At 63.2% G+C, this 13,882-nt stretch carries 19 protein-coding genes; 13 read left to right on the top strand and 6 right to left on the bottom strand.

Features of this window, described 5'->3' with window-relative positions:
• Positions 1 to 44: 44 nt before the first annotated feature.
• The 4 genes from secD to DDF70_RS22725 are packed head-to-tail and all read left to right on the top strand — an operon-like array spanning position 45 to position 3,838.
• Positions 45 to 1,652: a protein translocase subunit SecD gene (gene secD / locus DDF70_RS22740; protein ID WP_114947097.1), complete on the top strand. Its 1,608-nt coding sequence runs from the start codon at positions 45 to 47 to the stop codon at positions 1,650 to 1,652.
• 12 nt (positions 1,653 to 1,664) lie between these two features.
• The gene (gene secF / locus DDF70_RS22735; protein WP_114947121.1) at positions 1,665 to 2,603 is read left to right on the top strand and encodes a protein translocase subunit SecF; all 939 of its coding nucleotides are present in this window, start codon (positions 1,665 to 1,667) and stop codon (positions 2,601 to 2,603) included.
• Positions 2,604 to 2,607: 4 nt separating this feature from the next.
• Positions 2,608 to 2,994 (top strand): Mth938-like domain-containing protein, encoded by a 387-nt coding sequence (locus DDF70_RS22730; protein ID WP_114947096.1) that lies wholly within the window; start codon positions 2,608 to 2,610, stop codon positions 2,992 to 2,994.
• Position 2,995: 1 nt separating this feature from the next.
• Positions 2,996 to 3,838, top strand: coding sequence for a phytoene/squalene synthase family protein (locus DDF70_RS22725; RefSeq protein ID WP_114947095.1), 843 nt, complete (start codon positions 2,996 to 2,998; stop codon positions 3,836 to 3,838).
• 27 nt (positions 3,839 to 3,865) lie between these two features.
• Here DDF70_RS22725 and DDF70_RS22720 read toward each other — a convergent pair whose 3' ends face one another.
• Both DDF70_RS22720 and trmFO read right to left on the bottom strand, forming a co-directional pair.
• On the bottom strand, positions 3,866 to 4,090 hold the full coding sequence (locus DDF70_RS22720; RefSeq protein WP_114947094.1) for a hypothetical protein: 225 nt from the start codon (positions 4,088 to 4,090) through the stop codon (positions 3,866 to 3,868).
• A gap of 125 nt (positions 4,091 to 4,215) precedes the next feature.
• The gene (gene trmFO / locus DDF70_RS22715) at positions 4,216 to 5,634 is read right to left on the bottom strand and encodes a methylenetetrahydrofolate--tRNA-(uracil(54)-C(5))-methyltransferase (FADH(2)-oxidizing) TrmFO (protein ID WP_114947093.1); all 1,419 of its coding nucleotides are present in this window, start codon (positions 5,632 to 5,634) and stop codon (positions 4,216 to 4,218) included.
• A 196-nt stretch (positions 5,635 to 5,830) separates the two neighbouring features.
• On the opposite strand from trmFO, the gene DDF70_RS22710 reads away from it, so the two are divergent.
• On the top strand, positions 5,831 to 6,589 hold the full coding sequence (locus DDF70_RS22710; RefSeq protein WP_114947092.1) for a glucose 1-dehydrogenase: 759 nt from the start codon (positions 5,831 to 5,833) through the stop codon (positions 6,587 to 6,589).
• A gap of 80 nt (positions 6,590 to 6,669) precedes the next feature.
• On the opposite strand, the gene DDF70_RS22705 is transcribed toward DDF70_RS22710, so the two are convergent.
• On the bottom strand, positions 6,670 to 6,825 hold the full coding sequence (locus DDF70_RS22705; protein WP_114947091.1) for a DUF1127 domain-containing protein: 156 nt from the start codon (positions 6,823 to 6,825) through the stop codon (positions 6,670 to 6,672).
• A gap of 269 nt (positions 6,826 to 7,094) precedes the next feature.
• On the bottom strand, positions 7,095 to 7,979 hold the full coding sequence (locus DDF70_RS38795; protein ID WP_114947090.1) for a calcium-binding protein: 885 nt from the start codon (positions 7,977 to 7,979) through the stop codon (positions 7,095 to 7,097).
• Between DDF70_RS38795 and DDF70_RS22695 the strand changes: the two genes are divergently transcribed.
• The 3 genes from DDF70_RS22695 to DDF70_RS22685 all read left to right on the top strand — a co-directional run bounded on the left by DDF70_RS22695 (position 7,978) and on the right by DDF70_RS22685 (position 9,488).
• Positions 7,978 to 8,178: a hypothetical protein gene (locus DDF70_RS22695; RefSeq protein ID WP_114947089.1), complete on the top strand. Its 201-nt coding sequence runs from the start codon at positions 7,978 to 7,980 to the stop codon at positions 8,176 to 8,178. The two genes, DDF70_RS38795 and DDF70_RS22695, sit on opposite strands and share 2 nt — an antisense overlap.
• Positions 8,179 to 8,270: 92 nt before the next feature.
• Positions 8,271 to 9,086: a hypothetical protein gene (locus tag DDF70_RS22690; RefSeq protein ID WP_114947088.1), complete on the top strand. Its 816-nt coding sequence runs from the start codon at positions 8,271 to 8,273 to the stop codon at positions 9,084 to 9,086.
• Between the two features lie 81 nt (positions 9,087 to 9,167).
• Positions 9,168 to 9,488, top strand: a complete 321-nt coding sequence (locus DDF70_RS22685; protein ID WP_114947087.1) for a hypothetical protein — start codon at positions 9,168 to 9,170, stop codon at positions 9,486 to 9,488.
• Here DDF70_RS22685 and DDF70_RS22680 read toward each other — a convergent pair.
• Together DDF70_RS22680 and DDF70_RS22675 are read right to left on the bottom strand one after the other, a co-directional pair.
• Entirely contained in the window at positions 9,476 to 9,802 is a 327-nt protein-coding gene (locus tag DDF70_RS22680) for a porin (protein ID WP_162820589.1), read from the bottom strand. The two genes, DDF70_RS22685 and DDF70_RS22680, sit on opposite strands and share 13 nt — an antisense overlap.
• Before the next feature lie 58 nt (positions 9,803 to 9,860).
• Positions 9,861 to 10,412, bottom strand: a complete 552-nt coding sequence (locus DDF70_RS22675) for a DUF2231 domain-containing protein (RefSeq protein WP_114947120.1) — start codon at positions 10,410 to 10,412, stop codon at positions 9,861 to 9,863.
• 213 nt (positions 10,413 to 10,625) lie between these two features.
• Between DDF70_RS22675 and DDF70_RS22670 the strand changes: the two genes are divergently transcribed.
• The 5 genes from DDF70_RS22670 to DDF70_RS22650 form a co-directional block, all read left to right on the top strand.
• The gene (locus DDF70_RS22670) at positions 10,626 to 11,750 is read left to right on the top strand and encodes a GGDEF domain-containing protein (RefSeq protein WP_162820588.1); all 1,125 of its coding nucleotides are present in this window, start codon (positions 10,626 to 10,628) and stop codon (positions 11,748 to 11,750) included.
• 152 nt (positions 11,751 to 11,902) lie between these two features.
• Positions 11,903 to 12,118, top strand: coding sequence for a DUF6894 family protein (locus tag DDF70_RS36845; RefSeq protein ID WP_162820587.1), 216 nt, complete (start codon positions 11,903 to 11,905; stop codon positions 12,116 to 12,118).
• 31 nt (positions 12,119 to 12,149) lie between these two features.
• On the top strand, positions 12,150 to 12,413 hold the full coding sequence (locus DDF70_RS22665) for a DUF6894 family protein (protein ID WP_162820586.1): 264 nt from the start codon (positions 12,150 to 12,152) through the stop codon (positions 12,411 to 12,413).
• A gap of 712 nt (positions 12,414 to 13,125) precedes the next feature.
• Positions 13,126 to 13,353 (top strand): DUF6894 family protein, encoded by a 228-nt coding sequence (locus DDF70_RS39255; RefSeq protein WP_114947082.1) that lies wholly within the window; start codon positions 13,126 to 13,128, stop codon positions 13,351 to 13,353.
• Between the two features lie 62 nt (positions 13,354 to 13,415).
• Positions 13,416 to 13,882 (top strand): helix-turn-helix domain-containing protein (locus DDF70_RS22650; RefSeq protein ID WP_114946241.1); only part of this gene is annotated, 467 nt, incomplete at its 3' end.

Here is a 13,882-nt window from a genome sequence, read left to right as displayed (position 1 = left end):
GCAGAGCAAATGCGGCAGGGTGTGTGAGAAAGGTTGAGCTGACGATGCTGCGCTTCTCGAGGTCGAAGATCATCGCCACCATGGCGATCATTGTGATCGGCCTGCTTCTTGCGGTTCCGAGCACGATGAATCGCGAGCAGCGTCAGGCCTACCTGAATGCCATTCCGAGCTGGGTCCCGTCCTGGCTCGTTCCGTCCCGCGCCATCGTGCTGGGCCTCGACCTACAGGGCGGCTCCCACGTCCTCCTAGAGGTCGATGCGCAGGACCTGTTGCGCGGCCAGATCACACTCCTGCGTGACGACGTCCGCCGCATCCTGCGCGATACCCGCGTGTCGTCTCAGAACGGCATCCAGACCGTTCAGCGGGGCGTGCAGATTCGCGTGCCGGATGCCGCCGACCGCGAGCGGCTCATGCCGCGCCTGAGGGAATTGTCGCAGCCCATCGGCAATGCCATGCTGGGCCAGAGCGGCGGCAATGCCGTCCAGATCAGCACGACACCGGATGGCGTGATCACGCTGACCTACACGGATGCCGGCATCAACGAGCGCGTGCGCCGCGCCGTCGACCAATCCATCGAAGTCGTCCGTCGACGTATCGATGCCACCGGCACGACGGAGCCGAGCATTCAGCGCCAGGGCGCCGACCGCGTTCTCGTCCAGGTTCCGGGCCTGCAGGATCCGCAGCAGCTGAAGGCGCTTCTGGGTGAAACCGGCAATCTCGAATTCCGCCTGCTGGCTCAGCCGGGCGCGACCGACGTCGATATGCTCCCCATGCAAGATGCGGGCGGTCAGCGCGTTCCGGTCGAGCGCCGGGTGATTGCCGAAGGCGGCGACCTGACGGATGCGCAGCCGGCCTTCGACAGCCAGACGCGCCAGCCCATCGTCAATTTCCGCTTCAACATCCGCGGCGCCCAGCGCTTCGGTCAGGCGACGACGGAGAATCTCGGCCGTCAGCTCGCCATCGTGCTCGACAACCGGGTGATCTCGGCGCCGACGATCCAGTCGCCGATCACCGGCGGCTCCGGTCAGATCTCCGGCAGCTTCACCGTCGAGCAGGTCAACAACCTGGCGGTTCTGCTGCGCTCCGGCGCCCTGCCTGCCAAGCTCACGATCGTCGAAGAGCGTACGGTGGGTCCGGGCCTCGGCCGCGATTCCATCCAGGCCGGCAAGATGGCGACCTATGTGGCGGCCATCTTCGTCGTGATCTTCATGTTCGCGACCTACGGCGTCTTCGGTTTGATCGCGAACATCGCGCTCCTCGTCCACGTGGGCCTCATCTTCGGCCTCATGTCGGTGCTTGAAGCCACGCTGACCCTGCCGGGCATCGCGGGCATCGTGCTCACCATCGGCACGGCGGTGGACTCGAACGTGCTCATCTACGAGCGCATCCGCGAAGAGGTGCGTTCCGGACGTTCCATCGTATCGGGCATCCAGGCGGGCTTCGACCGGGCTTTCGCCACCATCGTCGATTCCAACAGCACCATGGCCATTGCGGCCCTGATCCTGTTCTTCCTCGGCTCCGGCCCCGTGCGCGGCTTCGCCGTCGTGTTCATTCTCGGCATCCTGACGACCGTGCTCACCGCAGTCACCCTGACGCGCATGATGATCGCGCTCTGGTATCAGTGGATGCGTCCCAAAGTCCTTCCGTTCTAAGGAGTGCGTATCGTGCGCCTCATTCGCCTCTGGCCCGAAAACTCCCACTTCGACTTCATGCGCCTGCGGCGCTTCTCGTTCCCGCTGTCCGCCGTCATTTCCGTCGCCACGGCGATCGTGCTCGTGACGATCGGCCTCAACTTCGGCATCGACTTCAAGGGCGGCACGCTCATGGAGATCCAGGCCAAGTCCGGCCAGGCCAATGTCGCCCAGATCCGCCAGACGGCCGAAGGCTTCGGCTTCGGCGACGTGGAGGTGCAGGAGTTCGGCACGGGCGGCGAGGTTTCCCTCCGCTTCCCGATCCAGGCCGGCGGCGAGTCCGCGCAGACGGCCGTGGTGCAGAAGGCCCGCGACACCTTCAGCAACGAATACGATTTCCGCCGCGTCGAGACGGTCGGTCCACGCGTGTCGGGAGAGCTCGTGCAGTCCGGCACCATCGGCGTCGTGCTATCGGTCATCGCGGTGCTGTTCTATCTCTGGTTCCGCTTCGAGCGCGAGCTGGCGGTTGCGTCCATCATTGGCACGCTGCACGACATCGTGCTCACCATCGGCTTCTTCGTGATCACCCGTCATGAGTTCAACATGACGTCCATCGCGGCGATCCTGACCATCGTGGGCTATTCGCTCAACGAGACCGTGGTGGTGTTCGACCGAACCCGTGAGCTGATGCGCCGTTATAAGACGATGCCGGCCGAAGAGCTTCTGAACCTGTCGATCAACCACACCATGTCCCGTACGATCATGACGGCGGTGACCACTGCGCTCTCGCTGCTGGCGCTCGTCCTCTTCGGTGGACAGGCGATCCAGGGCTTCGCACAGGTCATGCTCTATGGTGTCGTCATCTGTACTTATTCGGCCATCTGCATTTCGTCCCCCATGCTGATCTATATCGGCCTGCGCGGGTCGGAGAGCGTCAAGGTGCCGGAGGGCCGGGCCGCCGCAGCGGAGTAGGGCCATGAGCAATGGTCGCCTCTATGATGGCTTCCTTCCGGGACGCCATCCGTTTGATGCCTATGGCAATGGTGGCTTCCGCTTCGCGGACATGTCCCACCGGGGTTCGCTGCTCGCCCTGCCGTCGGGCATCAGGGCGTGGCCGGTGAACGCCGTGGCTGAGCTCACGGACGAGACGCTCGACCCGATCTTCGCCGAGGCCGATTCCATCGATCTCCTTCTCCTCGGCACGGGGGCCGACATCGCGGCGATCCCAGGTGCGTTCCGCACCCGGTTCCGTGAAGCAGGGATCGGTCTCGACGTGATGCAGACGGGCGCCGCCGCGCGCACCTACAACATCCTGCTGGCCGAGAACCGCAAGGTGGCCGCGGCGCTGATCGCCGTCCCCTGATATGGCAGAGGCAATCTCGAACTTCGCCCATTGCGAAGCGCTCGTGCGCGAGGCCGATCCGGACCGTTACTGGGCCAGCCTCTTCGCGCCCGCCGACAAGCGTCCGCATCTCCACGCGCTCTATGCCTTCAACTTCGAGGTCTCGCGCGTTCGCGAGGCCGTGCGCGAGGCGCTCGTCGGCGAGATACGCCTGCAATGGTGGCGCGACGCTCTTCAAGGCGAGGCGAGGGGGGACGTGCGCGCCAATCCGGTTGCTGCCGCTCTCGACGACACCATCGTGCAGTTCCGTCTGCCGCGGCAATCCTTCGTCGACCTGATCGATGCCCGGATCTTCGATCTGTACGATGACCCGATGCCTTCCTTAAACGATCTCGAGGGTTATTGCGGCGAGACGTCGTCCAGCCTGATCCAGCTCGCGAGCCTCATCCTCGCCAACGGCTCAAACCCCGGTACGGCGGATGCTGCCGGTCACGCGGGTGTCGCCTATGCGATCACCGGTCTCCTGCGCGCCTTTCCGCATCATGCGCGACAGGGACAGGTCTTCATCCCCGCCGACATCCTCACCCGCCACGGCGTGGTGCGGGAGGACATCGTGACCGGACGCGGCGGTCCGGGGCTCGAACGCGCTCTCGCCGATCTCCGCGCCGTTGCGCGCCGGCATCTCGAACAGACGCGCCGGCTGCGAACCACCATTCCGGCTTCTGCGAAGCCCGCGTTCCAACCACTTGCCTTGGTCGAGCCCTATCTCAAGGCCATGGAGCGGCGGGATTACGATCCGTTCCACACGCCGGTGGACCTGCCGCAATGGCGCCGAATCTGGGCGCTTTGGCGCGGGCCATTCTGAGGATCGAGCACAGGTCTCAAGCGGCGATCAGCCGTTCTGGCCATGATCGACGATAACGTGCTTCTTACCCAACGAGCAGTACTCGATATAGGTCTTGCCGTTGTGGCGGTATTGGATCTTCTTGGGCGCTTCTCCAGGCGCCGGGTTGGGGTCGCATTTCAGCTCTTGCTTTGGCTTCGTGTCGTCCTGACCGTAGGGGGCAGGCGAGAGGCCGAAGGCGACCATCAAGCCAACCAGGATCGTGCGTTTCACTGTTGAACCTCCTCAAGGGCGATTCAACTATATAACGAAACGTAAGCCATGCCCAGAGAGGCGGGACGATTTGAACGCCCCGCCTGTAAAACCGTGCGTCTTCCTGGATCAGGCCGATCGGGCCCTCACTCCGCCGCCTCGGGCAGTGCGGTGCCGGACATCCAGGCTGCCAGATCGGCCCTTGCCCTGTCCGTCAGCGCCTTCTTGCGGGCGACGGCCTTGGCCGGGCCGCGCAGGCGCTTCCCGTCCTCGGACTTCGGCGCTTGGGCGAGCGGTGGGAACAGTCCGAAATTGACGTTCATCGGCTGGAAGGAGCGCGGCCCCTCGTCGATGGTCTCGATGTGGCCGCCCGTGATGTGATTGATCAGGGCGCCGAGGGCCGTGGTGTGCGGCAGGGGCTGGATCGGTCGGCCGAGCCGCTCGGCGGCGGCGAAGCGGCCGGTCATCAGGCCCACGGCGGCGCTTTCCACATAGCCCTCGCAGCCGGTGATCTGGCCGGCGAAGCGCAGGCGCGGCATCGCCTTCAGGCGAAGGGTCGGGTCGAGGAGCTTGGGCGAGTTGAGATAGGTGTTGCGGTGGATGCCGCCGAGCCGTGCGAACTCGGCATTCTCCAGACCGGGGATCATGCGGAAGATGTCGCCTTGCGCGCCATATTTCAGCTTGGTCTGGAAGCCGACCATGTTGAACAGGGTGCCAAGCGCATTGTCCTGGCGCAGCTGCACGATCGCGTAGGGCTTCCTGTCGGGATTGCGTGGATCGGTCAGGCCAACGGGCTTCATCGGCCCGTGGCGAAGGGTTTCCCGGCCGCGCTCGGCCATGACCTCGATGGGGAGGCAGCCGTCGAAATAGGGAGTGTCGGCCTCCCACTCCTTGAACTCGGTCTTGTCGCCGGCGATCAGGGCGTCGACAAAGGCGTCGTACTGCTCTCGTGTCATGGGGCAGTTGATGTAGTCCTTGCCGGTGCCGCCAGGCCCGACCTTGTCGTATCGCGACTGGAACCAAGCGATGTCCATGTTGATGGACTCGCGATAGACGATGGGCGCGATGGCGTCGAAGAACGCCAGCGACGTCTCGCCCGTCAGGCCCAGAATCGCCTCGGCCAGGGCCGGCGAGGTGAGGGGACCGGTGGCGACGATCACGGAGGACCATTCCTCCGGGGGCAGGCCGGCGATCTCGCCGCGCTCGATGGTGACGAGCGGATGCGCTTCGAGCGCCGCCGTCACGGCATCGGAGAAGCCGTCGCGGTCGACGGCCAACGCGCCGCCGGCCGGGACCTGGTTGGCGTCACCCTTCGCCATGATCAGGGAGCCGAGGCTGCGCATTTCCTGGTGCAGCAGACCGACGGCATTCGTCTCGGCATCGTCCGAGCGGAAGGAGTTCGAGCAGACGAGCTCGGCAAGACCTTCCGTCTTGTGGGCATCCGTGCCGCGCACCGGGCGCATCTCATGGAGGACGACTGGCACACCGGCCTGGGCGATCTGCCAGGTCGCTTCCGAACCGGCGAGGCCGCCGCCGATGACGTGAATGGGTTCGATGGTGCTCATGGTCATTCTCCCGAGCGGCTTTGTTGACTCCCTGGAAACCCCTGGTCAAGCTGAGCCGCTTCACGAAAGCATCGGATTCGAAAGCGGAGACCACTTTCGGGATCTGCACGATGCTGATTTTCAGTTCATGTGTCGCTCGGAGCGGAAAGGCTGAATCCTATTCCGCACGATGTGCCGTCGGAAAGGCTAGAACCCCATGCAATCCAAGCGTCCCGTCGTCCTTATTACAGGTGGAAGCCGCGGCATAGGGGCTGCGGTGGCGCAGCTTGCGGCGGCGCGCGGTTACGATGTCGCCATCACGTACCGGTCCGAGCGGGATGCGGCCGAGCAGGTGCTCGCCGCCTGCCGGACATCGGGGGCGGCTGCGGTTTCCTGCCAAGGCGACGTGGCGGTCGAGGGTGACGTGGTGCGCGTGTTCGACGAGGCTGAAGCGGCCCTGGGTCCCATCGCGCATGTGGTCAACAATGCGGGAATCACGGGCAAGTCCAGCAGACTGGATCAGGCATCGGCCGAGACGATCCGCACCTGCATGGACGTGAACGTCATGGGTGCCATCTGGGTGGCGCGCGAGGCGGCGCGGCGGCTCTCCACAAGCCGCGGCGGGGCAGGCGGCATCATCGTCAACATCTCGTCGGTGGCGGCTTCGCTTGGGAGCCCGAACGAGTATGTCTGGTATGCGGCCTCGAAAGGAGCCGTGGACTCGCTGACCGTGGGACTGGCGAAGGAGCTGGCAGGCGAGGGCATTCGGGTGAATGCGGTTTCGCCTGGCATGACGAAGACGGACATCCACGAGCGCAGCACCCAGGATGTCGGCCGCCTGGACCGCCTCCGCCCCTTCATTCCCCTCAACCGGATCGGGGAGCCCGAGGAGATCGCCGAGGCCGTACTGTTCCTGATGTCGGACGCCGCATCCTACATCACTGGCGCCAACATCCCGGTCTCGGGCGGCCGCTGAGGATCCGGAAGCGAGGCTCCAGACAAGCGAAAGCCCGCCGGAGGGCGGGCTAGGGCCTTTTGCTGCGATGCAGCGTAAATTTACGCGACGGCGTTCTGGCGAGCGATGCTGTCGATCTGGAAGCGGGAGATGCCGAGATCGTCGAGCTCGCGGTCCGAAAGCAGGGACAGCTCGCGGACGGTTTCGCGATAACGCATATAAGCGCGGACTTTGGAAAGGATGTAGGTAACGAACATGGGAAGCTCCTGAGAAGTGACCGGCCCCTATGACCGGTGGCCTTTGTTCTTGCGTTTGCAGTGCGGATATAAGTGTGTGCAGTGCAAAAGACGAGTGGTAATAATGTAGGTCTGTTATGCTTTAGTAGCATACCGACCTAATGCCACGTTAACCGTGTTGCGAGCGACGAATGGCTGCGGCCCCCGAACGGAAAGCGGCCCCGAAAACGGGGCCGTTTGCACGTGGCGGGGAAGGATCCAGGTTTCGGGAGCGATGCCCGAGCTCTCGACTATAGAACGAAGAAGTCCGCTTTCGTCAGCGAGAGTCCCGAGCTGAGCTGCGCGAACTTGATGGCTGCGGCGCCACCGATGCCGTCGGCATCGTAGAGCAGGGCGCCAGTCTGCTTGTTGTAGATGATCCGGTCGGAGGAATCCCTGGCGCCGGAGCCGGTGGTGAAGGCGCCGCCCGAAAGCCATCCGTCCCGCCCGACCCGCGTGAAGACCTGGTTGTCGAGCATGATCGTATCGTCCACGGGCCGGAAGTCGACGATGCGGTCGACGTTGTTCTTGGATGGCCGCGTGTCGAAGACGAAGTAGTCCTTGCCGGTGCCGCCGGTCAGCTGATCGCTGTCTGCGCCGCCGTTGAGATAGTCGCTGCCGGCCCCGCCGGCCAGGGTATCGCGACCTGTACCGCCATACAGGTCGTCGTCGCCCCAGTCCCCATAGAGCGCGTCGGCACCCGCATCTCCGTAGGCGATGTCGTCGCCGTCATACCCATACACCACGTCGTTGCCCGTTCCGGCACGGATGAGATCGTCGTAATCGTTGCCGTGGAACGTATCGTGGCCCCCGTTCAGGTTCACGTACCAGGCATAGCCCTGGAGCGCGTCGACCGTCGTATAAAGATCGAGGTCCTGGATGGTCAGGATGTCCGCGCCGTGGTTCTCGTAAAAGAGGTCATCGATGATGACCGTGTATCCGTCGCTCCAATATCGGGCGGTGAAGTAATCCACGAGCGTGCTGCCATAGACCTCGTACTCGGCGACCGTGCCGTTGTCGTGGACGCGATCCGTCGTCACGGAGGGATTGGCCCCGATGAACGCCCAGCCTGAGCTGCTGGTGCTGGACATGTCGAAGCCGACACCCGCTGCGTTGAAAGCCTGAAAAACTGCCATGGCTGCGCTGTTCCCGATGAACGTCCGATATCGTCAAGCTAGGACGATGAACGTGAATTTGAGCTGTATGCCCGCTGGGATCAGCATTCAGGAAAAGGGTAAAGATTTTGTTGGGCGTTCGGTTGCCTGCTTCATGGGTTCTTTCTTGGGAGATGCCGAAGCGTCGAATCTTGAACGTCTGTTCATCTTCAGCCGGTAAAAATCGTATAAAACCTGTTACTTAAAGTTGTTGGGAACAGTCTCTGACTGTTGGCGTTCATCTCCCAGCTTTACTATTGTGGAGATCGTTCCGTGAAGAAAATTGCTCTCGGCGCCGCCCTTCTCTTGTTGAGCAGCGCGGCTTACGCACAGACTTCGACGCAGACGAATACGAACACCAGCACGAGTTCTCAGACCTCCTCCGGTTCGAATACGCTGCTGCGCAGCCAGTCCGGCAGCACCGACCGGGCGCAGACCCAAACCACGGGTGCGACGCGCAGCGAAACCTCCGGTGCGCAGGTCAATGTCGGCAGCCGCCAGGACACCGGCGCACGCGTCGGAATCGAGACGCGCGAGCGCTCCGGCGTGTCGGTTCGCTCCCGCACCGTCCACGAGATCGATGAGCCGAGCGTGTCGGTAACGCGCCGCCGCAGCGTGTCGACCTATGAAGAGCCCAGCACCGAGATCCATCGCACCGTGGTGAAGAAGAAGCCCGCCAAGAAAGTCGCGGTGAAGAAGACGAAGCGAACCAACAAGGTCGTGTCGACGAAGCGTCGCTATCACGTGGTCGAGGAGCAGCCGGTGGAGGTCCGTCGCCGGACCGTGCGCCGCTATGAGGAGGTCAACGAGCCGAGCGTTTCCGTGCGGAGCCGCACGACGGTTCGCCGGACGCAGGACACTTCCCCGAGCGTGGGCGTGTCCGTGGAGCAGCGCCGCTCCAACGACGTGAATGTCTCGACCAGCCGGACGCGCTCGGGCGCGCCTGATACGACCGGTTCCGTCTCGACCCGCAGCCGGATGGAGATGAACGGTAACACGAGCGGCAACACGTCGAACTCCAGCGGTTCGACCAATACGCGCCTGCAGCAGGGCGGTTCCTCGTCGCAGAGTAACGGCTCGAACCAGTAATCGCCGCGACAAAGGGGGGGAGCCTGATCGACGGCTCCTTCTCCCGCTCGCCCGCCTCCCATTGAGTTCAGGAGTCTGACGATGAAGAAGCTTATGGTGACGATCAGCGTAGCGCTCTTGGCTGCGACGTCCTTCACCGGGGCAGCCGATGCCCGGCCCGGCAAGGGCAAAGGACATGCCTATGGGCATTACAAGAATCATGGCGCGCCGCGTTACTATGTTCAGCGGCGGGGCAACAACAATGCCGCCATTGCGGCCGGCGTGACCGGCGCGATCCTCGGCGGAGCCCTGGCAGCCACGGCCCGGCCCGCATACCGGACCTATGACAGGCCCTATTACAGAACCTATGAGGCTCCGCGACGGAGTTATTACCAGGAAGAGTATTACGATTACGGGTACTGAGTAGAAAGAGCGCCTCGGGCGCTCTTTTCTTTAACGCCCAGATTTCCGACGGAGATGACAGCCCGAACGGGGCCGTATTCCGTTTGCTTTCTCACGTCCAGACGGATGCGGCCGCCGGCCTGCGTCTGGAAGGAATCGGAGGCGCGCTGGCGCGACGGGCCGACCAGCGTCTCGCTCCGTACCTGTCCGCTGATGCGTACGCAGGTGTCGGAGGCTTGCAGCATGGCGAAGCCGGGAGGGCAGGACGAGGCAGCTTGCACCTGACCTGCCAGCACAAGTCCTGAAAGAGCGAGAGCGAAGACATGCCGCTTCATGATGAGCTCGAGTGTAGCGGCCCCTATCCCGTCATGGCAAGGCGCTGCGCCGCCAGGCTCAAGCCCGGTCCGATCCGCTGCGCCGGCCATAGGAGGCCGCGATGTCCGGGCGGTCCACCTCGACGTGAAACTGCTCAGCCTTGGGGCCGTAATCCCGGATCGCGCCGATGCCATAGCGGTAGGCGAGTTCGCCGCCGAGCCACCCGCTGAACAGGAGCAACGCGGTCTGAATGCCCGAGAGCCAGATGCCCCAGCCTTGTGCGCCTGCCGCCGGATCGCTCAAGCGGACACCGACATTGATGAGAGCCAGCGCGACTACCACGAGATTGGCCGCCATATGGGCCCAGGACACCCACAGATTGCGCACCCGGTTGATGGTTACGAAATCGATCAGGCCAGGAATCGCCGCCACGAGGGCGGTGACGATGCCGGCGATGAGGAGCCAGTATGAAACCTGGGCCCAGAAGGGATCCTGGGCCGCCATGAAGGCGATGTCGGTTCCGAAGGCCCCGATCAGGAATGCGACCGGGAAGGCGATCAACATATGATGCAGTGGGTGGCCGGCGATGGCCGCCGTGCTCTGGACGCCGTGACGATGGTACATGCCCATGGTTTTCCCTCTCCGGTGTGGTTTGAGAAGAATGCCTCGTCCGAACCTTCGTTCCGGGGGGCCGGGGTGTTGCGCCGCCCCGATCCGCCGCAGGTCTGGGTTCTGGACATCGCCGGGAGGATGAGGGATAGCGGTAGGTATGCATTCCCTTGCGGAATGGGTCGTGGGAATTCGTCTGCGACCGTCTGGTCGAACTCCACGGCAGCCGCTTCGATGGTCCTTGATCCTGCCACGCTTACCGTCGCCTTCGTGCTGCTCTCGGCCGCGCTGGGAACATTGCTGCTGTTCTCCTGGGCATTGAACCGGAGGGTCAGGGCACTCGCCTGGTGGGGGAGCGCATTCTGGCTGATCGCCGTTGGGATTGGGTCGGCCAATATCCGGCAGGGGCAGCCCGCTTATTCGATTCTGCTCGTGGCGAACGCCTTGGGCCTGCTTTGCTACGGCGCCCTCTACACGGGCTGTCGCGTCTTCAACGGGCGCTCCGTTCCCCTGGCGGCTCCGCTCGCCGGGGCTGCGATCTGGCTCGGTGCCTTTCCCTTCATCTACGCCTCACAGAGCCAGCGTTTGCTTCTCGTGTCGCTGCTTACCTTTGCCTATTCGATCCTCTCGGCCTGGGAACTGGGGCGGTACGCGTCACGGCCTTTGGCCTCCTCGCGCGTTGCGCTGGTGCTTCTTCTGGGTCTTGCGACGTTTAATTTATCCCGCATAGGGATTGCTCTCGCGCCGACCTCCGTTCCCTGGATCGATGCCTTGGCCCATCGCTGGTCACCATCCATGGCACTTCTCTTGGTCGTGTTCGGCCCGAGCCTCGCCTTCACGTTCCTGTCCATGGCCAAGGAGAGCGTCGAGTTCGAGTACAAACAGGCGGCTCTGGTCGACCCGCTGACGGGCGTTCCAAACCGGCGCGCCTTCATGCAGAACGCGTCCCGGCTGCTCGCTCGGAGCGGCAACAGCTCTGTCAGCTGCCTGCTGTTCGACCTCGATAACTTCAAGGCCATCAACGACCGCCACGGCCACGATACCGGCGACCGGATCCTCACGGTCTTCGGCGAGCTTCTGGCGAGGCACCTGCCAGAGGGCACCTTCGGCCGGCTCGGCGGCGAGGAGTTCGGGGCCATCCTGCCGCTGGTCTCGGGGGAGGCCGCTCTCCTGGCGGATCGGGTCCGACATGCCTTTTCGGCAGCCGGTGCCGACACCCTCGGCGGGCTAGACCGGGTCACCGTCAGCGTCGGCTGCGTCTCGGGAACGGGCGTCGATGCCGGAACGCTGCTCCGGCGCGCCGATGCGGCGCTGTACCGGGCAAAGCGCGGTGGTCGGAACATCGTCATCGCGGCCTGAGCGGGCCAAGTCAAAAAATTGGATGGGATAAGTTGGGAAGGCGATGCCGCGCGTTTCCTCGAAGGCTGTCCTAAATCACCCCTCCCGTAACCTGTGTTAAAGCGCTTAAGCTCCGGACGTGTAGTCTATAGCCGGGGGTGTCAGGAGCGCGCATGCCCCGCTATCATTTCCATGTACAGGTCGGAGACTATTTCATACCGGATCGAGACGGTGTCGATCTGCCGAACCTGAGAACCGCGCGAGGATCCGAGGCCCAGGCTGCCCATGCTTCCTGGAAACGTGTGCTGAGTTTCATTGAGGCCCTGCCCAATAGAACAACCGTCATTACCGACGAAGCAGGGCGGATCGTATTCGTTCTTTCTGTGTAGTGTGCATCTTTGCTTCGCAGGGATGCAGTGCATGAGAGTATTCCAACATCATGAAGTGATCGCCGTGATGGAGGGGAACGACATGCCCCGCTACTTTTTCCATCTCCGCTCCCGAGACCAGTTCATCTGGGATCAGGAAGGAATCGATCTGCCCGATCCCGCCATTGCCAGGGGCGCTGCCGACAGGGCCGCGATAGAACTGCGTGGTGATCTGCAAGCGAGCGATCCGGTCTATTGCTGGACGGTCGCCGTGACGGACGAAAGCGATGAACTCATCCATGTGGCATCGCTCTGATGCAGTTCGGGCCGTTTATGGCTCCAAGACAAAGAACTGATACCAAGAATAACGGGTACGAACAGACGGAATGCCGATCTGAGTACTAAAGTTCTAGTGGTTGGCCATTTCTGAAAGTACAATCGCACATTACTTTGCGTTAATTACTCTTCAATCAGATCGTGCAATGATTCTCACGGGTGGCGTACGAAGTCCGGGGGCGAGTGTGACAGAGGAAGAAATTGAAGCCGTTGCAGAAGAGCTGGCAAAGGCTGGCGGAACCTCGTGGTATCCAGGGCGCACACGCGGCACTCTCCTGAGATCGGTGAGCGAACGATACCGGGACCGGGCGAGACTGGCGATTGCTGCTCTTGACAGAGTCCGGGCCGGTCATGGCGATGGCCCCTCGTCCCAGCCTTTGGAGAACGTGTCATCGCCGGTGCGGGCGAACTTGGGCGATTCCGGTGGAATCCAAGTGGGAGCCACGGTGGTGTATCGTCCTCCAGGAGACCAGAGGGCGATTACCTGCCGGATCGAACGGCTCGAGGGCGGGCGCGCTTATCTCGTACCTGTCGCACGAGTTGATATCGGCTGGGTTGCTTTGGATAGTTTCGATCCCGTAGGCGAAGCACCGACCAGAGATGAATGATGTTCCGCTGCGTAAGATCTCTTCACTTCGCTGTGAAAAAACGTTAGCAGACTTCATCCTGTTCGTGTGGGTGACGGTCACGACATGCGCTGTTTCTTTCACCTTGTGAACGATCATGAAGAGATCGTCGACAATTCGGGGATCGAAGTTCATGACTTGGAGAGTGCCAAGGCACAAGCTCTCCTTGCCATCACCGAACTGCGCCAGGAGATCGGCGCCGAGATTGAAGATTGGTCCGGTTGGCGCCTCGATATCGTGTGTCCTCGAGGCAGGCTTCTCCATTCCCTGATGCTGAACAATACGGTGCACTAGTGGGTCGTCTGCTGTCGGATATGGTATAGTGGCATGGTGATCCTCGTGTTGCGAGGTGCCCCATGTCGCGCCACCAGAAAGATCCACTACGCCCGCTCACCGTAGACGAGCGCAAAGAACTCACCCGCCTGAGCCGCTCCCAGAGTACTCCTGCCGCTGAAGTCGACCGTGCCCGTGCCCTGCTGGCGATTGCCGAAGGCGCCAGCTACACCGCCGCCGCCCATCTCGTCGGGCGCGGCCACAACGAGACCATCTCGGCCTGGGTCAGTCGCTTCAACCGCGAGGGCCTGGCCGCCGTGCGCCCGCACCACGGTGGCGGGCCACGGATCCGCTATGGGGCTCACGCGCAGCAGCGCATCCTGGCCGAATGGGCGCGAGCGCCGCAGCGCGAGCAGGACGGCACCGCGACCTGGTCGCTGAGCCTGCTGCAGAAGGCCTTGCGCCAAGCCCCGGACGGCCTGCCGCAGGTGAGCCGGTTCACCATCGCGCGCACCCTGCACGAGGCGGGCCTGAGCTGGCAGAAGAGCCG

Origin of the sequence: Microvirga calopogonii, from assembly GCF_003347665.1 — a bacterium.
Lineage (GTDB): Bacteria > Pseudomonadota > Alphaproteobacteria > Rhizobiales > Beijerinckiaceae > Microvirga > Microvirga calopogonii.
Note: the sequence above shows the minus strand (reverse complement) of the source record. Positions and strands in the feature narration are given on the sequence as shown.